The sequence below is a fragment of the Novosphingobium pokkalii genome, assembly GCF_014652855.1.
Lineage (GTDB): Bacteria > Pseudomonadota > Alphaproteobacteria > Sphingomonadales > Sphingomonadaceae > Novosphingobium > Novosphingobium pokkalii.
Map to the genome: position 1 here is coordinate 191,400 of NZ_BMZP01000004.1, position 19,710 is coordinate 211,109.

Consider the following 19,710-nt stretch of genomic DNA (forward strand, 5'->3'; position numbering starts at 1 on the left):
CTTGCGCCAAAGGGAAAGGCATGACCACGCATCCGACTCTCACGATCCGCCGCCCCGACGACTGGCATGTTCACTTGCGCGATGGCGCGATGCTGGAAGGCGTGGCGCCCTATACCGCGCGCCAGTTCGCGCGCGCCATCGTGATGCCCAACCTGTCCCCGCCGATGACCGACGTGGCCGGCGTGGCCGCCTATCGCGAGCGCATCCTGGCTGCCCTCCCCGCCGGCAGCGATTTCACCCCGTTGATGACGCTCTATCTGACCGACCATACCGATCCTGATGAAGTGGAGCGCGGCCATGGCGCCGGGGTGTTCACCGCCGCCAAGCTCTATCCCGCCCATGCCACCACCGGATCGGCCCAGGGCGTGACCAGCGTGGCGACGATCTATCCCGTGCTGGAACGCATGCAGAAGATCGGCATGCCGCTGCTGATCCATGGCGAAGTGACCGACAGCCATGTCGATATCTTCGACCGCGAGGCGGTGTTCATCGAGCGCACGCTGCGCAAGCTGGTGGCCGATTTCCCCGCGCTCAAGATCGTGTTCGAGCATATCACCACGCAGGAAGCCGCGCAGTTCGTGGAAAGCGGCGGCGCCAACGTGGCCGCGACGATCACGCCGCAGCACCTGCATATCAACCGCAACGCCATGCTGGTGGGCGGGATGCGCCCGCATGCCTATTGCCTGCCCGTGGCCAAGCGCGAGAAGCACCGCCTGGCGCTGCGCAAGCTGGCCACTTCGGGCCACGACCGGGTGTTCCTGGGCACCGACACCGCACCCCATGCGCGCCATCTCAAGGAAAGCGCCTGCGGCTGCGCCGGGCTGTTCAACGCGCCCTATGCGCTGGAAAGCTATATCGCCGTGTTCGACGAGGAAGGCGCGCTCGACAAGTTCGAGGCCTTTGCCAGCGAGAACGGGCCCCGGTTCTATGGCCTGCCTTTGAACGAAGGCACCGTTACGCTGGAAAAGAGCGGCGTGACCGTGCCTGGCGAAATCGCCGCCGGCGGCACCGTGCTGGTGCCGTTCCACGCCGGCGAAACGCTGGCTTGGCGCCTGGTCTAAAATCCTCCCCGTGCCGGGGAGGATCAGCGGCGGCGCAGCAGGTCATAGCTGAACAGACCGATCGCCGCCCAGATCAGCACGAAGCAGGTCACCCGCGCCGGATCGAGCGGTTCGCCATAGAGCATCGCGCCGAGCACGAAGAGAATGGTCGGCGCGATGAACTGGGCAAAGCCCAGCGTCGAAAGATCGAGCTTGCGCGCCGCCACGGCAAACAGCAGCAGCGGCACGGCGGTGACCACGCCCGATCCCGCCAGCAGCCAGGGCACCAGCCCGCCCTGCCCCAGCGCCGATCCGGCCGGCAGCGTGGCGGCGTGGAGCACCGCAGCGAGCGCGGGCACGAACAGCACGGCGGTTTCCACCGTGAGCCCGATCACCGAAGGCACCGCCACGAACTTGCGCACCAGGCCGTAGAGGGCAAAGCTTCCGGCCATGGCCAGCGCCACGCCCAGCATCGACAGGGCGCCGGCCAGCAGCACGGCAATCCCCCCGGCGGCCAGGATCACCGCCGCCCATTGCAGGCGGTTGAGCCGTTCCTTGAGGAAAAGCACGCCGATCAGCACGTTGAGCAGCGGGTTGATGTAATAGCCCAGGCTCGCCGCCAGAACCTGGTGGGTTTCGATCGCGACGAGATACATCAGCCAGTTGCAACCGATCGCCATGGCGCTGAGCACCAGGCGGCCGAGCATGGCGGGGTTGGTCACCGCCGCACGCAGCGCCGCGCCCTGGCCGGTGGCCATGACGACGGCGAGGCACACCGGCAGGGTGAACACCACGCGCCAGCTTACCAGTTCCACCGCCGGCACGCCGAGCAGCGGGTGAAAATAGATCGGAAAGAATCCCCACAGCACATAGGCGAGCACGGCTGCCCCCAGCCCGCCGGATGCTTTTTTAACGCTCTCGTTCATCTGTTCGGTCATGCGCGGGGCTGTGGCAGGCCCTCGTGCCGCCGCCAAGTGGCTTTCCACCATGGGTTTTGCGCCGCGCCGAAGTTTTTTCGTTTCCGGTCAATTCTGACAACGACGTTGCATCTCGTTCAGTTTGTTGGGTGTAAACATGAACCAACACGACGGATCAGGAGACCGAACATGACTGTCATTCGCAAGACTCTGCTGGGCCTGGCCGCAACGGCCACGCTGGCTGCCGGCATCGCCCCGGCTTCGGCCGCGATTGCCCCCCAGGCGGCCCCCGCCGCCCTTGCCGCTCCCGTGGCGCATGATGGCTGGGATCAGGGCTGGAACCACGGCCGCAACGACTGGCGCGACCGCGGCGATTGGCGCGATGGTGGCTATGGCCGCGGCTACGACGGCTATCGCGGCGATGATCGCCGGGATTATCGCGGTTACGATCGTGGCTATTATGGCGATGTTGCCTATCGCGGCCAGAGCTGGCGCGGCAACGACGGCCGCTATTACTGCCGCCGCAACGACGGCACCACCGGCCTGCTGGTGGGCGGCGTGGCCGGCGCGCTGATCGGCCAGGGCGTGGCGGGACGTGGCGACCGCACGCTGGGCGCCATCCTCGGTGCGGCCGGTGGTGCCCTGCTCGGCAAGTCGATCGACCAGAGCAACGCGCGCTGCCGTTAATCGGAACAGCGTGGCTCCTGCTCGCCGGAGGGACCAGTCGGGGAACGGGCGGGACCGGGGCCTGCATGCGTGGTGGCATGCAGGCCCCCTTTTGCGCTAGGGCCTATGGGGATTTAGCCCATGGCGGGCTGCGAACGGCCGCTTTTCGCGCTTCCGGTACTCACGTACCGAAAGTACGCTGCGCTCCGGGTCGCGAAAATCAGCCATTCTCGCTCCGCCCTGACCTAAATCCCCACAGACCCTAGGCGCCCGTTAAGACGGTGCTAACCACAGCCCGCGCAAGGATGGGCGCATGCCCCGGCGTCTCACCCCAACCTGTGCCGCGATCCTGGCCAGCCTTGCCCTGGCCGCCTGTACCCACGAGGAAGCGCCCAAGGCGCAGACCGATCATGACCCCGCGATGAGCGCCGCGCTGGAAGCGCCGCTGCTGGTCGATCCCGATCTTTCGCAGCACAACCTGCGCAACGCCGCCGTGGTGCCCGGCGGGCCGGTGGACCCGGCCACGCCCCCGCCCGATCCGAAGGACTGAACTGCGGCTTTAAAACGTATTGTCGCGCGGGAAGCCGACCGGCGGCAGGCGGCCCGCCGCGCCACGCGCGACTTTCCAGGGCAGAAGGTCCTTTTCCACGCGGGTGCGGCCGGTTTCGCCACCCATGGTCCAGGTCAGGCCATCGTCCAGCTTGAGCGTGATGGCGTCGGACAGGCCGCCGTCGCGATAGCGTTGCAGCGTGACCCCCTGTCCCTTGGCCAGGATCGGCACTTCCGACAGGGCAAAGATCACCAGCTTGCGGTTCTCGCCGACCACGGCGACGTGATCGTGCTCGGGCGCAATCTCGCGCACGATCTTGAGCGTGACGCCGGGCTTGGTCGAAACCACGCCGCGCCCTTTGCGGGTTTCGGCCAGCAGTTCGTCCATCTCGGCGGCAAAGCCACGGCCGGAGTTGGCCGCCAGCAGCAACTGCCCCTTGGGCCGATAGACCACCAGGGCCACGATATGCGCATCGGGATCGATGTCCACCATGGTGCGGATCGGCTCGCCAAAGCCGCGCGCGCCGGGCAGCTTGTCGGCCCCCAGGGTGTAGAACCGCCCGGTGTCGAGCGCGACCAGCAGCTTGTCGGTGGTCTGCGCGTGCAGCACCCAGGCCGGGCCATCGCCTTCCTTGAACTTGAATTCGGTATCGAGCGGCAAGTGGCCCTTGGCGGCGCGAATCCAGCCGCGCGCGGAAAGCACGACGGTGACCGGCTCCTTCTCGATCATCGCGTCCATCGAGAATTCGCGCGTCGGCGCGGCTTCGGCAATCGTTGTGCGGCGGCGGCCCAGGGCCGTTTCCGGGCCATATTCCTTGCGCAGCGCGTTGAGATCGCGCTTGAGCCGGGTGCGCTGGCGCGCCGGGCTTTCCAGCAGCTTGTTGAGGTCGTCCTGCTCGGCCAGCAGCTCGTCCCGCTCGCGCCGCAGTTCCATCTCTTCCAGCTTGCGCAGCGAACGCAGCCGCATGTTGAGAATGGCTTCGGCCTGGCGGTCGGTCAGGCCGAATTCGGCCATCATCACCGGCTTGGGCTCGTCCTCGGTGCGGATGATCTCGATGATCCGGTCGAGGTTGAGATAGGCAATGATATAGCCTTCGAGCAGTTCGAGCCGGGCGGCGATCTTGTCCAGCCGGTGCTGCGTGCGGCGCAGCATGATGTCGATCTGGCTGACCACCCATTCCTGCAACAGCAGTTTCAGCCCCAGCACCCCCGGCGTGCGCTGCGAATCCAGCACGTTGAGATTGAGGCCGAAGCGCGTTTCCAGGTCGGTCAGGCGATAGAGCGATTCCTTGAGCAGGTCGGGATCGACATTGCGGCTCTTGGGCACGAGCACGATGCGGATCTGCTCGTCGCTTTCATCGCGCACGTCTTCCAGGATCGGCAGCTTCTTGTCGGCAATCAGCGCCGCGATCTGCTCGATCAGCTTGCCCTTCTGGACCATGTAGGGGATTTCGGAAATGACCAGTTGCCACTGGCCACTGCCCAGCCGCTCGATCCCGCTTTCCTCCCAGGCGCCGTCCTCGCCGCGCCCGTTGGAAAAGCGCCCGCGCACGCGGATCGAGCCGCGCCCGGTTTCATAGGCGGCCGCAATCACCGCCGGGCTGTCCACCACCACGCCCCCGGTGGGGAAATCGGGGCCGTGGAACACTTCCATCAACTGGGCATGTTCGGCATGGGGATTGTCGATCAGCAGCAGCGTGGCATCGACGATCTCGGCCACGTTGTGGCTGGGAATGTTGGTTGCCATGCCCACGGCAATGCCGCTGGCGCCGTTGGCGAGCAGGTTGGGGAACAGGCCGGGGAAGATTTCCGGCTCGTGCTCCTCGCCATTGTAGGTCGGCACGAAATCGACCGTGCCTTCGTCCAGCCCGGACATCAGGCGGATCGCGGTGGGCGTCAGCCGCGCTTCGGTATAGCGATAGGCCGCCGCGTTATCGCCATCGATATTGCCGAAATTGCCTTGGCCCTCGACCAGCGGATAGCGCAGCGCGAAATCCTGGGCCAGGCGCACCATCGCGTCATAGACGCTGGCATCGCCGTGGGGGTGATACTTGCCGATCACGTCACCCACAACGCGCGCCGATTTCTTGAACGCGCCGTTGGGATCGAGCTTCAACTGCCGCATGGCCCAGAGCAGGCGGCGATGCACCGGCTTCAACCCGTCGCGCAGATCGGGCAGCGACCGCGCGGTGATCGTGGACAGGGCATAGACCAGATATCGCTCCGACAGGGCGGAGTCGAAGGGGGCATCGACGATAGCGTCGAACGGATCTTTGAAATCATCGGCCATGGCAGAATCTCTGTAGCAATGCCGTGAACAAAACGAAACCTCCGGAACTGTCATCCGCACGGGCCATTGTGGGCAAGTACCCCCGATTTGACGGAGAAATGCCATGGCCAAGCGCGTGTTGATCCTTGCGACCGACGGCTTTGAACAATCCGAATTGCTGGAACCGAAAAAGGCGCTGGAAGCGGCCGGTATCGAAACCACCGTGGCCAGCCCCAAGACCGGCTCGATCAAGGGCTGGAATCACACCGACTGGGGCGAAAGCGTGAAAGTGGATGCCCGGCTCGACGCCGTGGACGCCGACGATTTCGACGCCCTGCTGCTGCCCGGCGGCCAGATGAACCCCGATGCCCTGCGTCTGGAATCGCGGGTGATCGAGCTGGTCGAGGAATTCGACGACATGGACAAGCCGATCGCGGCGATCTGCCATGGCCCCTGGCTGCTGGTGGAAGCCGATATCGTCGATGGCCGCACCGTCACCGGCTGGCCCTCGATCCGCACCGACCTGGAAAATGCCGGGGCCGACGTGGTGGACCAGGCCGTGGCGATCGACGGCAACCTGATCACCAGCCGCAAGCCCGATGACATCCCTTTGTTCGCCCAGGCGCTGATCGATGCGCTGGAGGAAGACGAGGAGGAAGAGGACGAAAAGGGCTGGGACGAGGACGAAGACGCCCTGCCGGAAGACGAAGAAGAGGATTAATCCTTCAGCCGCCCGCCGCTGAGCCACTGGGCCAGCGGCGGGCTCATTTTGCGCAGCGCTGCGCCCAGCAGCAGCGTCGCGCCCAGGGCCAAGAGCGGCTGGGTCAGCAGGAACAGCGGATAGAGCGGCGCACCGAGCGGCCCGGTGAGCGCGCCGATCGCTGGCCCTGCGCACCAGATCAGGATCAGGTGGCAGCAGAACAGCAGGAACATCGCCGGTTCCAGCCGCGACAGCGCCTCGCCCGCACGGGTCTGCGCCAGGCGCCATGCCAGCGCCCAGAAGCACAGCGCGGTGGCCGCGCGCATGGCGAGATCGACGCAGGCGAGCAGCAGCGGCGATGCCAGCCCATGCGCCTGGCCATACAGTTCCAGCCAGATCTTCACGCCAGACAGCGCAAGATAGGGCATCGCGATCAACGCCAGCGGCGCCCCGGCAATCCGCGCGGCGGCATCATGGCGGCGCACCAGCATGCCCAGCACGAAGAAGCCCAGGATCGAGGGGCGCTGCAATAGCGGGAAGAGCGGCGGCGCCAGGCTCCAGGCCAGGGCCGCCACCGCCACCACCGCCAGCGTGCGATCGCCTTGGCGCACCAGCAGCGGGGCCACCAGCAGGCACAGGAACAGGTCGCGCAGGAACGGCATCTGCACGTTGATTTCGTTGGGATGGACGAGGCCAGTCAACTCGTTGGCCAGCCAGCCCCACGAGGTGGGCTGCGGCGCATAGAGCCAGCCGAGCCATGCCGCGCCCGAAACCACGACGATGGCAATGGCATTCCACGCCAGCATGGGCACCAGCACGGTGCGCGCCTTGCCCGCCAGAAACGCGCGCGCGCCACGCCGCGCCAGCGATGGCCCGACCAGCCAGCCGGACACCAGGCTGAGCAGCGGCACCGACGAGCGCGCCAGCAGCTCGATCAGGCCCCAGCGCAACAGGCCCTGGGGCGTGTGATCGAGTGCGCTGAGCGCGGGGCCATAGAGCCCGGTCCAGGCATGAACATAGACGATGCCCAGGATGCACAGCACGCGGGCCAAGCCGATCGCCCGCGAGGTGCGCGCTCTGGTATCGGCAAAGGTCTGGCTTTCCTGGAACACGGGGCTTGGCATCCTTGCAGCGATGCCCCCGCCCCGCGCGATGGCGCGGCAGGAGCGTCCCTGTCAAACCCGCCAAGCGGCCAAACGTGCCCTTATCTGGCTATCCCGCGTAATAGCCCACGCCGACGATGTGATCCCCCACCCGCTGGACGAGCGAGCGCTTGTGCTCCACGCGGTTGTCCGCCCGGTTTAGCCAGACATAGTCGACCCGGCCGCCGCCCTTTGCCTTGGCCAGGGCGATCATGTCGCGCACCAGCGGCTTGCCTTCGGCGTCGGTCATGTCGGTGGCGTCGGTGCCGACCAGCCGGGGATCGGCGCCAGAGGCTTCGTAGGCGCCCGACAGGCTGAACACGAAGACATAGAGCTCGCGGGTGTGGAACGCGCCTTGCGGATCGTTGAATTCGGCAAAGGCCTTTTGCGGGCCAACGCCCTTGAGCTCGGCCACGGCGCGGGTGAGCAGGGCCTGTGCCTCGGCCGAGCCGTCATGCGTGGCGGCCAAGGCCGGTGCCGGCGCCAGGGCCAGCGGCGCAGCGGCCGCGCAGGCGACAGCCAGGATCAGGCGGGGAAACTGTGGCAACATCGATCGAACCTCCTTGGACGCATGAGTCAACGCCCCCGGAAGAAACGGCGCGCGGCGGACGATCGCGCGATCCCCTCGTGGGTGGGGACCGCTTGCCATGGGCGGGGGCGGCTGTCGGTGCGCTAGATCAAATGGTGCGGATTTGCGGAACCATCGCCGCGTCCATCCCTTGAAGTCACACAAAGGAGACAGGCCATGCCCCAAGGCAGCAAGGACGCCTATACCGACAAGCAGAAGCGCAAGGCCGCGCATATCGAGCAAAGCTATGAAGAGCGCGGCGTGAGCAAGGACGAAGCCGAGGCCCGCGCCTGGGCCACGGTCAACAAGCAGGACGGCGGCGGGAAGAAATCCGGCTCTGGCCGCAAGCACTGACAGAGCATTTCAGCCGGCCGAGTTATTCAGCCGGCTGAAATTCAGCCGAGCCAGTCCACCACCTGCCGTGCCACGTCGTTGGCGGCCTGGTTCAGTGCCGGGCCGACGGCCTTGGCATCGTCGTCCACATTGGGCACGCGCGCTTCGAACCGGCGGGTCTCGATCTTGCCGCCGGGCGCTTCCTTCACCGCGTCGAACCGCACGACCGCGCTGTGGCTGGGCAGATCATAGCCCATGGCCAGGAGGCGGCCGGACAGGCGCTGCTGCCACTGGTCGATATCGCTTTCCACCACCAGGCGGCCACCCTTGGCGCGCAGCGTCTCGGCGATCAGGTGCTGCAACTGCCGCGCCGGGCGCTCCACCCATTGCGTTTTCTTGAAATAGGCGACGTTGCTGGCGTCGATCTGCACCGGCACGCGCAGCACGGCCACCCGCGCATCGGCGGAAGGCTCCATCACCACCACCGACTTGGCGAGCGTGCCCGAGGCGCCCTGCCCGTCCGGCACGGTCGCTTCCGGGCTCAGCGCCAGCAGGCTGTCGGGCGCCTTGCCGCCGATGCTGACGCAGCCGCTCAGGGCCAGCGCGGAAACCAGCAGCGCGGCCAGCGCCGGGCGCGAAGCGGGGGTGGGCAAACGCAGTGTCATGTCAAACTCCCCTCATCGCCATCAGTGCTTGTAATCGGGCAGCTTGGGGCTGCCGACCACGCTGCTGACGCCGCGATCGTTGATGCGATCGGTCAATTCGCGCAAGGACCGGGTGGTGGCCTGGAGATCGCGCATCGCCGCTTCGGCCGCGGGCAGCGTCTTCTCGTCGAACTGCCGCAGGCCGGGCTGCGCCGCCGTGGCCGTGGCATTGAGCGCATCGGCCGCGCCCTGCGCCGACTTGAGCGTGTCGCGCAACTGCTTGGCCAGGCCATTGCCCTGGTCGTTGAGCAGGTTGTCGGCCGAGCCGGCGACCTTTTCAAAGGCCGAAAGGGTATAGGTCGCCTGGCGCAGCGTGGACTGCAATTCCGACAGGGTGCGCTGCACCTGGGGCGAGGCATCGGCCAGGTTCGCGGTCATCTTGTCGGTATGGGCCAGGATGTTCTCGATCGACTTCTGGTTCTTGTCGGACAGCACCATGGTCAGCCGCTCGGTCAGAGTGGCCAGCCGTTCGAGCAGCAGCGGCGCGTTGGACAGGATCTCGCCCAGCCCCGAACGCTTGGTCGGGATCACCGGCGCGCCTTCCGGCCCGGGCTGGTCGATCGGCGGGGCGCCTTTCACCGCGCCGGCAAGCTGGATCGTGGAAACCCCGGTAAAGCTGCCCTGGATGCTGGCAGTAGTGCCCATCAGGATCGGCACGCGCTTGTCGATGGCGATGCGCACGCGCACGAACTCGGGATCCTTCTCCCACAGCTCGATATCCTTCACCTGCCCCGATGGCACGCCCGAGAACGACACTTCCGAGCCCTTGGCCAGGCCATCGACGGACTGCTTGAAGAAGATGTCGAACTCGTTCTGTTCGTGCTGGTTGAGCCGCGCGATCCAGATGGTGAGCACGGCCGCGCCGATCAGCAGCAGCAGCGTGACGGCCCCGACCCAGATATGGTTTGCCCGCGTTTCCATCGCTTATTCCTGTTCCATCGGGGATGTGGCCGTCTTCTGATCGGGCTGCACCACGCTCGCCGCTTCGCGATCCTGCGCATCTTTGGCCGCCCGGCCGCGCGGACCATTGAAATATTCCTGGATCCACGGATGGTCCAGCGCCAGCAGTTCGGGGATCGTCCCCACCGCAATCACTTTCTTGTCGGCCAGCACCGCCACCCGGTCGCAGATCTCGTAGAGCGTATCGAGATCGTGGGTGATCAGGAACACGGTGAGCCCGAGGGTTTCCTGAAGGCTGCGGATCAGGTTGTCGAACGCGGCCGCCCCGATCGGATCGAGCCCGGCGGTCGGCTCGTCGAGAAACAGCAGCTCGGGATCAAGCGCCAGCGCGCGCGCCAAGCCGGCACGCTTCTTCATCCCGCCCGAAAGCTCTGACGGATACTTGCTGGTGGCGTTGGCCGGCAGGCCCGAGAGCAGCACCTTGTAGCGCGCAATCTCGTGGCGCAGGTCGTCGCTGATCTCGGGATAGAATTCGCGCAGCGGCACTTCGACGTTTTCCGCCACGGTCAGCGTGGAAAACAGCGCGCCGCCCTGGAACAGCACGCCCCACTGGCTGCGGATGTCGATGTCTTCATCGTCGCGCGCATCGGTGATCGAGCGGCCGAGCACCTCGATCGAGCCTTCCTGCGGAATTTGCAACCCGATGATCGAGCGCATCAGCACCGATTTGCCGGTGCCCGATCCGCCCACCACGCCGATGATCTCGCCCCGCTTGACGTCGAGGTCCAGCCCATCGTGGATGGTGTGTTCGTCAAAGCGGTTGACCAGCCCGCGCACGCGGATCGGGTAATCGCCCTCGAACTCGTCGGGAATGTCGGCCAGGTGCGCCTGCGCTTGGTCCATCGCTTCAACCCCAGCCGATCTTGGTGAAGAACACGGCAAAGAACGCATCGAGCACGATCACCGTGAAGATCGCCAGCACCACGGCCGAAGTCGTGCGCGTGCCCACTTCCTCGGCATTGGTCTTGACCTGCATGCCCTGATAGCAGCCAGCGAGTGCCACGATCAGGCCGAACACCGGCCCCTTGACCAGCCCGACCCACACGTCGTGGATCGGCACCACTTCCTGGATGCGCGCCAGGAAGGTGAGGAACGGGATGCCCAGGCTGACCGCGCCGAGGAACGCGCCGCCGATGATGCCCAGCACCGACGAATAGATGCCGAGCAAAGGCAGCATGATCATCGTGGCGATGATCCGCGGCAGGACCAGCGCCTCGGTCGGCGAGACGCCGATCGTGCGCATGGCGTCCACTTCCTCGGTCAGCTTCATCGTGCCGAGTTGCGCGGCAAAGGCCGAGCCGGACCGGCCCGCCACCATGATTGCGGTCATCAGGATGCCCAGCTCGCGCAAGGTAAGCCGGCCGACGAGGTTGATTGTGTAGATTTCCGCGCCGAACTGCTGAAGCTGCACCGCACCCTGCTGGGCGATCACCACGCCCACCAGAAAGCTCATCAGGCCAACGATGCCCAGCGCGTTGACGCCGACCAGTTCCATCTGGTGGACCAGCGCCAGGCCGCGAAAGCGGCGCGGGTGGCGCAGGATCATGCCCGCAGCGGAAATGGCCTGCCCCAGGAAACCCACGACCTGGAGAAACCCGACCGCCAGCGCAATGACCAGCGTGCCCACTTCATCGGGCACGCGCTTGATCAGCGGCAGGCGCGGGGCGCGGATGCTTTCGTTGTTGGTGTCGGTCTCGCTGATCGCCTTGATCAGGCGCTCCGCCTCGTCGCGGCAATTGACGATCTCGGCGCCGAGTTGCTGCGACAGGCGCCACACCGTCCAGGCGCCGACCGTGTCCATCCGCTCCACATCGCGCACGTCGATCTGGGCCACGGGATCGGACAGCTTGCGCAGGCGACGGTCCACCAGCCCCAGCGAGGATACCACCATCGGGCCGCTGAAATGCAGCACCCCACCGTCGGCCCCCTGGCCCGGCTCTATCGTGAAATCGGCTAAGGCTCTCATGCAGCCCGCTTCATGGGGGAAAATGACAGGGGCGACAAGTGCATCACGTGCGGCGGAACGCATGAACGGGCTTTTCCGTTCCTGCGCCGGCTTGCGATGGCGGGCCGCAACTGGCAAGGCGCCAGCCATGAGCGAGACAGAAACGCAGCAGGAATCGGCCCAAGATCAACTGGCCAAGACGTTCGAGCCGGGCGCCATCGAAGCGCGCTGGTATGCCCATTGGGAAGGCCAGGGCCTGTTCCGGCCCGCGCGCCCCGATGCCCAGCCGTTCACCATCGTGAACCCGCCGCCCAACGTGACCGGCTCGCTCCACATCGGCCATGCGCTGGACAACACGCTGCAAGACATCGTGATCCGCCACGAACGTCTCAAGGGCAAGGATGCGCTGTGGGTGGTCGGCACCGACCACGCCGGCATCGCCACGCAGATGGTGGTGGAACGCCAGCTCGAAGCGAACCAGGACAAGCGCACCAACTACACCCGCGAGCAGTTCGTGGACAAGGTGTGGGAATGGAAGGCGGAAAGCGGCGGCACGATCACCCGCCAGTTGCGCCGCCTGGGCTGCTCGATGGACTGGTCGCGCGAGCAGTTCACCATGGACCCGCACTTCACCCGCGCCGTGGTCAAGGTCTTCGTCGACCTTTACAACCAGGGCCTGATCTACCGCGACAAGCGGCTGGTGAACTGGGACCCCAAGCTCAAGACCGCGATTTCCGACCTGGAAGTGGAAACGCGCGAAGTGCAGGGCCATTTCTGGCGCTTCCGCTATCCGCTGGCCGATGGCGTGACGCTGGACAGCGGCGCCGATCACATCGTGGTCGCCACCACGCGCCCGGAAACCATGCTGGCCGACATGGCCGTGGCCGTTCACCCGGACGATGAACGCTACAAGAGCGTGATCGGCAAGCATGTCGTGCTGCCGCTGACTGGCCGCCGCATTCCCATCGTGGCCGACGAGCATGCCGATCCGGCGCTCGGCACCGGCGCGGTGAAGATCACGCCGGGTCATGATTTCAACGACTTTGAAGTGGGCAAGCGCGCGGGAATCGAAGCGCGCGACATGCTCAACATGCTCGATGCCGAAGCCCGCGTGGTGCAGACCGCCGATGGGCTGATCCCGGCCGAATTCGTCGGCCTCGATCGCTTCGACGCGCGCAAGGCCGTGGTCGAGGCGCTGAAAGGTCAGGGCCTGCTCGTGCCCCATGTCACCAAGGACAAGGAAGGCAACGAGATCGAGCACGACGCCGAGCCGCGCACGATCCAGACGCCCTATGGCGATCGCGGCGGCGTGGTGATCGAACCCTGGCTGACCGACCAGTGGTATGTGAATGCCGAGTTCCTGGCGCGCAAGCCGATCGAAGCGGTGCGTTCGGGTAGAATCGAGATCGTGCCCAAGTCGTGGGAAAAGACCTTCTTCAACTGGATGGAGAACATCCAGCCCTGGTGCGTTTCGCGCCAGCTCTGGTGGGGCCATCGCATTCCGGCTTGGTATGACGCCGAGGGCAAGCCTTACGTGGCTGAAACGGAAGAGGAAGCGCAGGCCCTTGCCGGCAACAAGCCGCTGACCCGCGACGAAGACGTGCTCGACACCTGGTTCTCTTCCGCGCTCTGGCCTTTCGCCACGCTCGGCTGGCCGGACAGCACGGAGCTTGTCAAGCGCCACTATCCCAACGACCTCTTGGTGTCCGGCTTCGACATCCTGTTCTTCTGGGATGCGCGCATGGCCATGCAGGGGCTGCACTTCATGGACGAAGTGCCGTGGAAGCGGCTCTATCTCCACGGGCTGGTGCGCGCCGCCGATGGGCAGAAGATGTCCAAGTCCAAGGGCAACGTGGTCGATCCGCTGGGCCTGATCGACAAGTATGGCGCCGACGCGCTGCGCTTCTTCATGGCGGCGATGGAAAGCCAGGGCCGCGACGTGAAGATGGATGAGAAGCGGGTGGAGGGCTATCGCAACTTCGCCACCAAGCTGTGGAATGCGGCGCGCTTCTGCCAGGCCAACGGCATCGGCGCCTCCGCCACGCTGGCAGCGCCGGCCGCGACCAGCGCGGTCAACCGCTGGATCGTGGGCGAAGTGGTGGAAACCGTCGCCGCGCTCGACCAGGCCATGGCCGACCTGCGGTTCGACGCAGCGGCCAACGCGATCTATCACTTCGTGTGGGACACGTTCTGCGACTGGTACATCGAACTGATCAAGGGGTCGTTCGATGACGAGACGCGCGCCGTGGCCGGCTGGGTGCTCGACCAGATCCTGGTCATGCTCCACCCGTTCATGCCGTTCGTGACCGAGGAACTGTGGCACGCGCTTGGCGCCCGCGACAACGAACTGATCGTCGCGCGCTGGCCGGCTCCGCAGGCCGGTGTCGACGCGGCCGCCAAGGCGGAAGTGGAATGGCTGATCGCGCTGGTTTCGGCCCTGCGCACCGCCAAGAACGAACTGGGCATCGCGCCCGGCGCGCGGCTGGAGGCCTACCTGGCCGAGCCGAGCGCGCAGACCGCCGCGACCATCGCCGCCAACCCGGCCGCGATCGAGCGCCTGGCGCGTCTTTCGGCGATCCACTTCGCCCCCGCGCCCGCCGGGGCCGCGATGCAGATCGTGGCGGGCGATGCCACGCTGGTCGTGCCGCTCGACGGCGTGATCGACATTGCCGCCGAAAAGGCCCGCCTGGAAAAGGCTCTCGCTGCCGCGCAGAAGGAAGCCAAGGCCCTGGAAGGCCGCCTCGGCAACCCCTCGTTCGTCGAGCGCGCCAAGCCCGAAGCGGTGGAAAAGGCCCGCGCCGACCACGCGCACCACAGCGCCGAAGCCGACCGCCTGGCCGCCGCGCTGGCGCGGCTGGGGTAAGGCCCATGCGCCACCGTCTTCCTCCCCTCCTCTTCAGAGGAGGGGATCGAGGGGTGGTGGCGCCCGGAACGGGCGCGGCTCACGGGTTCGCACTGTTGTTGCAGGATCAGCACCACCCCCAACCCCCTCCTCTGAAGAGGAGGGGGCTATTTACCGCCGCTCCTCGGAGAAGAGGGGTGGTGCGAACCCACGAGCCACGCCCATGCCTCTAGCCCTTGCCACCACCACGCCGGGCGAACCGGAAATCTTTGCCTCGCTTCAGGGGGAAGGCCCTTCGATGGGGCGGCCTTCGCTGTTCATGCGCCTGTCGCGCTGCAACCTGGCCTGCCAGTGGTGCGACACGGCCTATACCTGGCGCTTTACCGGGGACAACCGCCCGCACCGCGACGGCCTGGCGTTCGAGCGGCAGGCCAACCAACTGGTGCTGGACGAAGACGATGTCGTCGCGCGGCTGCTGGCCTTTGCGCAGGACCGGCTGGTGGTGACCGGTGGCGAGCCGCTGTTGCAGGCCCCGGCGCTGGCCCGCGTGCTGGCCGCGCTCAAGGCGGCGCGGCCCGAACTGCATGTGGAGATCGAGACCAACGGCACCGTGGCGCCCTCCCCCGCCATCGATCCGCTGATCGACCAGTTCAACGTCTCGCCCAAGCTGGCCCATTCCGGCAATCCGGCCGACCTGGCGCTGATTCCGGAGCGGCTGGCGGCCTGGGCAGCCGAACCGCGCGCGTTCTTCAAGTTCGTGGTCGCCAGCCAGGATGATTGCGCCGAAGTGGCGGCGTTGCAGGCCCAATACGCCATTCCCGGCGCGCGGCTGTTCGTGATGCCCGAGGGCACCGACAGCGAAACCTTGCGCCGCCGCGAGAAATGGCTCTCTGCCCTGGCGCTGGAGCATGGCTGGCGCATGACCGACCGCCTGCACATCCACCTCTACGGCGACACGCGCGGAACCTGAGACGAGCGGCGGAACCGTTCGTCGCAAGCCCCCTGCCCGCGCTCTTGGGCGGTTGCTATGCCGGCGCAAGGGAACCGTTGAGGGACGCAAGAACATGAGGGTCAATTCACTGCTGGCTGTGGCGCTGATCGCCGCAGCGCTGCCGGTTGCGGCACGGGCCGACGATCCGGCCGATCCGGCCATGCGCAGCAGCGCGGCGCGCCTGCGCGATCACGAGACGATCCGCCGGATGAACCAGGCCCAGCTCGATTACGTGCGCCGGCGCGATGCCCGTTGGGCGCGCGAGTATCAGCAGCAGAACGAGCGTTACCAAGAGGGCTATGTCGAGCGGGCGCCCTATGGCGAAGCCTACAGCAATGAGGGCTATGCGCAGGCGCAAGCGCAATACCAGCGCGACCTGGCCGCCTGGCGCCGGGCCGTGGCCGACTGCCGCGCGGGCTATTACGACGCCTGCGGGCAGTAACGCCCGTCTGCGACGCCTTGTGGCATGAAAAAGCCCCCATTCCGCCGGGAATGGGGGCTTTTCTTGTGCGTTTTGAACGGGTGGCCCGATCAGAACGGAATATCGTCGTCCAGATCGTCAGCAAAGCCGCCGCCGCCTTGGTTCCAGGTGCTGCCGCCGCCCGAGGACTGGCCGCCGCCGAAACCGCCACCGCCGCGCGAACCGCCGCCGGAACCGCCTTCGTTCCAGCCGCCCGAGCGCTGGCCACCACCGCCGCCACCGCTGCCGCCGCCGCCCTGCGGGCCATCGAGCATGGTCAGCGCGCCGCCGATGCCGGCCACCACCACTTCGGTGCTGTAGCGGTCGTTGCCGCTCTGGTCCTGCCACTTGCGGGTGCGAAGCTGGCCTTCGATGTAGACCTTGCTGCCCTTGCGCAGGAAGCGCTCGACCACGCCGATCAGGCCCTCGCCATTGATCACGACGGTGTGCCACTCGGTGCGCTCCTTGCGCTCGCCGGTGTTGCGGTCCTTCCAGGTTTCCGAAGTGGCGATGCGCAGGTTGGCGATCTTGCCGCCGTTCTGGAACGACTTCACTTCTGGATCGGCGCCCAGGTTGCCGATCAGAATGACCTTGTTGACGCTGCCTGCCATCGAATCTCGTCCCTATGGAATTCAGTGGCGTGTGATAGCGCATCGCCAACGCTTAGTGCCAGTGCACTATCCACTGGCTTGTTAGCCCAGGCCGCAGGCCACCGCGATCCAATACGTCAGCCCGGCAAAGAGATAGGCCAGGCCGAAGAGATAGGCGAGCATGAAGCCCGGCCATTTCCAGCCGTTGGTCTCGCGCCGGGTGACGGCGATGGTGGACATGCACTGCGGCGCGAAGACGAACCACGCCAGGAACGCCAGCGCGGTCGCCAGGGTCCAGTGGTGCTTGAGCTGGTCGCCCAGGGCGCGGCCTTCCACTGCCTCGTCGTTGGTATCGACGGCATAGCTGGTGGCGAGCGAGGACACCGCCACTTCGCGCGCGGCCATCGACGGGATCAGCGCCAGGGCGATGTCACGGTTGAAGCCGATCGGCTCCATCACCACGGCCAGGCCATTGGCGACATGCCCGGCGATCGAGGCATCGACCTGGCTCTTGCCCGGCTCCGCGCGCGGGAAGTTGAGCAGCAGCCACAGCACCACGGTGACCGTGAAGATCATCGTGCCGGCGCGGCGCAGGAACACCCAGGCGCGCTGCCAAAGGCCGAGCGCCAGATCCTTGACCGTGGGAAGCTGGTACTTGGGCAGTTCCATGATGAAGCCCGAAGCCGCGCCCTTGGTGACCGAGCGACGCAGCACCAGCGCCACGACCATCGCCCCGACGATGCCCGCGACATAGAGCCCGAACAGCACCAGCCCTTGCAGGCCGACGCCGGGCAGCACGCGGGTGTTGGGAATGAACGCGGCGATGATCACCGCATAGACCGGCAGGCGCGCCGAGCAGGTCATCAGCGGGGCGATCAGGATCGTGGTCAGCCGGTCCTTGGGATCGGTGATGGAGCGCGTGGCCATGATGCCGGGAATGGCGCAGGCAAAGCTGGACAGCAGCGGAATGAAGCTGCGCCCAGACAGCCCGACGCCGGCCATCAGGCGGTCCATCAGGAACGCGGCGCGGGCCATGTAGCCGGTCGCCTCCATCACCAGGATGAAGAAGAACAGGATCAGGATCTGCGGCAGGAACACGATCACCGCGCCCACCCCGCCGATGATCCCGTCGGTCAACAGATCGCGCAGCAGCGATGCGGGCAGTTCGCTGCGCACCAGATCCTGCAAGGCCGAAGCCAGGCCATCGAGCGCGTCCTGGAACGGCGCGGCCCAGGTGAACACCGCCTGGAACACCACGAACAACAGAGCGAACAGCACCGGCGGGCCTGCCCAAGGATGCAGCAGCAGGCGGTCCATCCGCGCATGGATGCGGTGGCGGGCGGTTTCCGAAAGCGTGGCGCCTTGCGCCATCTGGCGCGCCAAGAGGCGGCGTTCGGGCAAGGTGACATGCGCGCGCGGCACAGGCGCGGCTTCGCTCGCGGCACTGTCACGCGCAACGGCAATCGCGGCAGCGAGTTCGACCAGGCCCTTGCGGCGCACGGCGACCGTCTCGATCACCGGCACGCCGAGTTCCACGGCCAGCGCGGCCGGATCGATCGTCAGGCCATCGCGCGCGGCCAGATCGACCATGTTGAGCGCGACCACCGTGGGGCGGCCCAGTTCCAGCACTTCCTGGGCAAAGACCAGATGCTGTTCGAGGTTGGACGCATCGAGCACGATCACCAGCACGTCGGGCTGCACCTGGCCCGCCTGTTCGCCCATGATGACCTTGCGGGTCACTTCCTCGTCAGGGCTGGTGGCGGCAAAGCCATAGGAGCCGGGCAGGTCGACCAGTTCCACCGGCTCGCCGCTCGGCAGCAGCAGGCGCCCGGCCTTGCGCTCCACGGTCACGCCTGGATAATTGGCGATCTTCTGGCGCGCCCCGGTCAGCGCGTTGAACAGCGCGCTCTTGCCCGCATTGGGATTGCCGACCAAGGCGGCGACGAACGGTCCCCTGCTCATGCCGCAAGCTCTTCCACGTGCATGGCGCGGGCATGGATGCGGCGCAGGGCCACGGTCATCCGCCCGATCTCGATCGCCAGGGGATCGCGGCCCAGGAACACCCCGCGATAGGCGAGGCGAACCTGCGCCCCTTCGTCAAAGCCCAGCGCGCGCAGGCGCTGCGCTTCTTCGGGCACCAGCGCGGCCCAATCGACCGAAGCGATTCGGGCATCACGGCCCAGTGGAAGTTCATCGAGCGTCACAGCAGACCCGCTGCCATAGCCCAGCCGCTTATGCAAGTCGTTCGCAATTGGATTGATCGCGGTCAAAAGGGCGAAGCGGCCGAACCCCGCCCTTTTGGCCGCTCAGCGGGCCGGATAGCGCAGCCGCCCGAGCAGGCGCACCGGGCTAAACCGCTCGCCCTTGGGCTTGAACAGGCCGGCCTTGATCTTTTCAAAGCGCATCACGCCTTCGATCCGGCGATCGAGGAACGCGCGGGTTTCGGCATGATCCTCGCTGCGGTCTTCGGCAAAGACGGCGAGCGTGGCGGCATAGAGCGCGGCGAGCGTGGCGCGCTTGCTGTAATGGTTGAGATCGGTGGCCGTGTCACCGGCCAGGCGCCACATCGCATCGGCGCTGTTCCAGCCGAGCTTGAGGCTCTGCGCGGTGTTGCGCGGCCGGGCCATTTCAATCAGCGCCCGGCGCAGCGCCTCTTCCATCCCGACCAGCGCGTCGAGGCGGAACTGCACCAGGCGGCGGATGCGCTCGCGCACTTTGACCGTGGCAAGCTCGCTGGCCGGCAGCGCGCGGGCCATGTCGGCATCGATCCGCGCGATCCAGGCGGCGATCATCGTCATCGCCGCGCCGCTTTCGCCCACGCCATAGGCGAGGCGCGCCACTGCCGGATCGAGCCCGACGGCCTGCGCGGCGCTGTCCACCGCCGCGCCGGTCCACCCGTCGAACATCGCCGCCTCGGCCACCAGCGGGGCGAGTTCGACGCGCAGTTCGTCAAGATCGAGCGTTTCGAGCGTGGCAAGATCGGGCATGTGGATCACAAACGGTCCTCCTTCAGGCGCCAATCTGGCAGCCGCAC

At 66.6% G+C, this 19,710-nt stretch carries 19 protein-coding genes and 1 pseudogene; 8 read left to right on the top strand and 12 right to left on the bottom strand.

Annotated elements, in window-relative coordinates; genetic code table 11:
- The first annotated feature begins 20 nt into the window (after nt 1–20).
- A complete protein-coding gene (gene pyrC, locus IE191_RS06120; protein WP_191323468.1) occupies nt 21–1,061 on the top strand; it encodes a dihydroorotase in 1,041 nt (346 codons plus the stop codon).
- A 23-nt stretch (nt 1,062–1,084) separates the two neighbouring features.
- Here the strand turns inward: pyrC and rarD are convergent, their stop codons facing one another.
- On the bottom strand, nt 1,085–1,978 hold the full coding sequence (rarD, locus tag IE191_RS06125; protein ID WP_229815136.1) for an EamA family transporter RarD: 894 nt from the start codon (nt 1,976–1,978) through the stop codon (nt 1,085–1,087).
- Between the two features lie 168 nt (nt 1,979–2,146).
- Between rarD and IE191_RS06130 the strand changes: the two genes are divergently transcribed.
- Together IE191_RS06130 and IE191_RS06135 are read left to right on the top strand one after the other, a co-directional pair.
- On the top strand, nt 2,147–2,644 hold the full coding sequence (locus tag IE191_RS06130) for a glycine zipper 2TM domain-containing protein (protein WP_191323469.1): 498 nt from the start codon (nt 2,147–2,149) through the stop codon (nt 2,642–2,644).
- Nucleotides 2,645–2,936: 292 nt separating this feature from the next.
- Nucleotides 2,937–3,173: a hypothetical protein gene (locus IE191_RS06135; RefSeq protein ID WP_191323612.1), complete on the top strand. Its 237-nt coding sequence runs from the start codon at nt 2,937–2,939 to the stop codon at nt 3,171–3,173.
- Nucleotides 3,174–3,182: 9 nt separating this feature from the next.
- Here the strand turns inward: IE191_RS06135 and parC are convergent, their stop codons facing one another.
- Nucleotides 3,183–5,462 carry a DNA topoisomerase IV subunit A gene (gene parC / locus IE191_RS06140; protein WP_191323470.1) on the bottom strand — a complete coding sequence of 760 codons (2,280 nt, stop codon included), beginning with the start codon at nt 5,460–5,462 and terminating at the stop codon, nt 3,183–3,185.
- 103 nt (nt 5,463–5,565) lie between these two features.
- Here parC and IE191_RS06145 point away from each other — a divergent pair, with 103 nt between their 5' ends.
- A complete protein-coding gene (locus tag IE191_RS06145; RefSeq protein WP_191323471.1) occupies nt 5,566–6,162 on the top strand; it encodes a type 1 glutamine amidotransferase domain-containing protein in 597 nt (198 codons plus the stop codon).
- Here IE191_RS06145 and IE191_RS06150 read toward each other — a convergent pair.
- Together IE191_RS06150 and IE191_RS06155 are read right to left on the bottom strand one after the other, a co-directional pair.
- Complete coding sequence (locus IE191_RS06150) at nt 6,159–7,253, bottom strand: acyltransferase family protein (RefSeq protein ID WP_308432881.1); 1,095 nt, start codon at nt 7,251–7,253, stop codon at nt 6,159–6,161. The genes IE191_RS06145 and IE191_RS06150 overlap by 4 nt on opposite strands.
- A gap of 100 nt (nt 7,254–7,353) precedes the next feature.
- Entirely contained in the window at nt 7,354–7,833 is a 480-nt protein-coding gene (locus IE191_RS06155) for a cache domain-containing protein (RefSeq protein ID WP_191323473.1), read from the bottom strand.
- 195 nt (nt 7,834–8,028) lie between these two features.
- Here IE191_RS06155 and IE191_RS06160 point away from each other — a divergent pair.
- Nucleotides 8,029–8,196: pseudogene (locus IE191_RS06160) on the top strand (plasmid stabilization protein); the annotation flags it as partial.
- Nucleotides 8,197–8,246: 50 nt separating this feature from the next.
- Here the strand turns inward: IE191_RS06160 and IE191_RS06165 are convergent.
- From IE191_RS06165 to IE191_RS06180, 4 genes are read right to left on the bottom strand one after another with little or no spacing between them, the layout of a single operon-like run.
- The gene (locus IE191_RS06165; protein WP_191323475.1) at nt 8,247–8,849 is read right to left on the bottom strand and encodes an ABC-type transport auxiliary lipoprotein family protein; all 603 of its coding nucleotides are present in this window, start codon (nt 8,847–8,849) and stop codon (nt 8,247–8,249) included.
- Between the two features lie 21 nt (nt 8,850–8,870).
- Nucleotides 8,871–9,809: an MlaD family protein gene (locus IE191_RS06170; protein WP_191323476.1), complete on the bottom strand. Its 939-nt coding sequence runs from the start codon at nt 9,807–9,809 to the stop codon at nt 8,871–8,873.
- A 3-nt stretch (nt 9,810–9,812) separates the two neighbouring features.
- Entirely contained in the window at nt 9,813–10,691 is an 879-nt protein-coding gene (locus IE191_RS06175) for an ABC transporter ATP-binding protein (RefSeq protein ID WP_191323477.1), read from the bottom strand.
- Between the two features lie 4 nt (nt 10,692–10,695).
- Nucleotides 10,696–11,814 carry an MlaE family ABC transporter permease gene (locus tag IE191_RS06180; RefSeq protein ID WP_191323478.1) on the bottom strand — a complete coding sequence of 373 codons (1,119 nt, stop codon included), beginning with the start codon at nt 11,812–11,814 and terminating at the stop codon, nt 10,696–10,698.
- Between the two features lie 127 nt (nt 11,815–11,941).
- On the opposite strand from IE191_RS06180, the gene IE191_RS06185 reads away from it, so the two are divergent.
- From IE191_RS06185 to IE191_RS06195, 3 genes are all read left to right on the top strand, one after another.
- Entirely contained in the window at nt 11,942–14,656 is a 2,715-nt protein-coding gene (locus IE191_RS06185; RefSeq protein WP_191323479.1) for a valine--tRNA ligase, read from the top strand.
- Nucleotides 14,657–14,858: 202 nt separating this feature from the next.
- Nucleotides 14,859–15,605, top strand: a complete 747-nt coding sequence (locus IE191_RS06190) for a 7-carboxy-7-deazaguanine synthase QueE (RefSeq protein WP_191323480.1) — start codon at nt 14,859–14,861, stop codon at nt 15,603–15,605.
- A gap of 94 nt (nt 15,606–15,699) precedes the next feature.
- Nucleotides 15,700–16,068, top strand: a complete 369-nt coding sequence (locus tag IE191_RS06195) for a hypothetical protein (RefSeq protein WP_191323481.1) — start codon at nt 15,700–15,702, stop codon at nt 16,066–16,068.
- An 89-nt stretch (nt 16,069–16,157) separates the two neighbouring features.
- Here the strand turns inward: IE191_RS06195 and ssb are convergent, their stop codons facing one another.
- The 4 genes from ssb to IE191_RS06215 all read right to left on the bottom strand — a co-directional run bounded on the left by ssb (nt 16,158) and on the right by IE191_RS06215 (nt 19,663).
- Nucleotides 16,158–16,697 carry a single-stranded DNA-binding protein gene (gene ssb / locus IE191_RS06200; RefSeq protein ID WP_191323482.1) on the bottom strand — a complete coding sequence of 180 codons (540 nt, stop codon included), beginning with the start codon at nt 16,695–16,697 and terminating at the stop codon, nt 16,158–16,160.
- 81 nt (nt 16,698–16,778) lie between these two features.
- Nucleotides 16,779–18,638: a ferrous iron transporter B gene (gene feoB, locus IE191_RS06205; RefSeq protein WP_191323483.1), complete on the bottom strand. Its 1,860-nt coding sequence runs from the start codon at nt 18,636–18,638 to the stop codon at nt 16,779–16,781.
- The gene (locus tag IE191_RS06210; protein WP_191323595.1) at nt 18,635–18,880 is read right to left on the bottom strand and encodes a FeoA family protein; all 246 of its coding nucleotides are present in this window, start codon (nt 18,878–18,880) and stop codon (nt 18,635–18,637) included. The genes feoB and IE191_RS06210 overlap by 4 nt, the downstream gene beginning before the upstream one ends.
- A gap of 102 nt (nt 18,881–18,982) precedes the next feature.
- The gene (locus tag IE191_RS06215) at nt 18,983–19,663 is read right to left on the bottom strand and encodes a COQ9 family protein (RefSeq protein WP_191323596.1); all 681 of its coding nucleotides are present in this window, start codon (nt 19,661–19,663) and stop codon (nt 18,983–18,985) included.
- Between the last annotated feature and the right edge of the window lie 47 nt (nt 19,664–19,710).

Bases quoted from the DNA above. Each gene is read 5' to 3' on its own strand.
- pyrC (WP_191323468.1), top strand. From the start codon at position 21: ATGACCACGCATCCGACTCTCACGATCCGCCGCCCCGACGACTGGCAT.
- rarD (WP_229815136.1), bottom strand. From the start codon at position 1,978: ATGACCGAACAGATGAACGAGAGCGTTAAAAAAGCATCCGGCGGGCTG.
- IE191_RS06130 (WP_191323469.1), top strand. From the start codon at position 2,147: ATGACTGTCATTCGCAAGACTCTGCTGGGCCTGGCCGCAACGGCCACG.
- IE191_RS06135 (WP_191323612.1), top strand. From the start codon at position 2,937: ATGCCCCGGCGTCTCACCCCAACCTGTGCCGCGATCCTGGCCAGCCTT.
- parC (WP_191323470.1), bottom strand. From the start codon at position 5,462: ATGGCCGATGATTTCAAAGATCCGTTCGACGCTATCGTCGATGCCCCC.
- IE191_RS06145 (WP_191323471.1), top strand. From the start codon at position 5,566: ATGGCCAAGCGCGTGTTGATCCTTGCGACCGACGGCTTTGAACAATCC.
- IE191_RS06155 (WP_191323473.1), bottom strand. From the start codon at position 7,833: ATGTTGCCACAGTTTCCCCGCCTGATCCTGGCTGTCGCCTGCGCGGCC.
- IE191_RS06165 (WP_191323475.1), bottom strand. From the start codon at position 8,849: ATGACACTGCGTTTGCCCACCCCCGCTTCGCGCCCGGCGCTGGCCGCG.
- IE191_RS06170 (WP_191323476.1), bottom strand. From the start codon at position 9,809: ATGGAAACGCGGGCAAACCATATCTGGGTCGGGGCCGTCACGCTGCTG.
- IE191_RS06175 (WP_191323477.1), bottom strand. From the start codon at position 10,691: ATGGACCAAGCGCAGGCGCACCTGGCCGACATTCCCGACGAGTTCGAG.
- IE191_RS06180 (WP_191323478.1), bottom strand. From the start codon at position 11,814: ATGAGAGCCTTAGCCGATTTCACGATAGAGCCGGGCCAGGGGGCCGAC.
- IE191_RS06185 (WP_191323479.1), top strand. From the start codon at position 11,942: ATGAGCGAGACAGAAACGCAGCAGGAATCGGCCCAAGATCAACTGGCC.
- IE191_RS06190 (WP_191323480.1), top strand. From the start codon at position 14,859: ATGCCTCTAGCCCTTGCCACCACCACGCCGGGCGAACCGGAAATCTTT.
- IE191_RS06195 (WP_191323481.1), top strand. From the start codon at position 15,700: ATGAGGGTCAATTCACTGCTGGCTGTGGCGCTGATCGCCGCAGCGCTG.
- ssb (WP_191323482.1), bottom strand. From the start codon at position 16,697: ATGGCAGGCAGCGTCAACAAGGTCATTCTGATCGGCAACCTGGGCGCC.
- feoB (WP_191323483.1), bottom strand. From the start codon at position 18,638: ATGAGCAGGGGACCGTTCGTCGCCGCCTTGGTCGGCAATCCCAATGCG.
- IE191_RS06215 (WP_191323596.1), bottom strand. From the start codon at position 19,663: ATGCCCGATCTTGCCACGCTCGAAACGCTCGATCTTGACGAACTGCGC.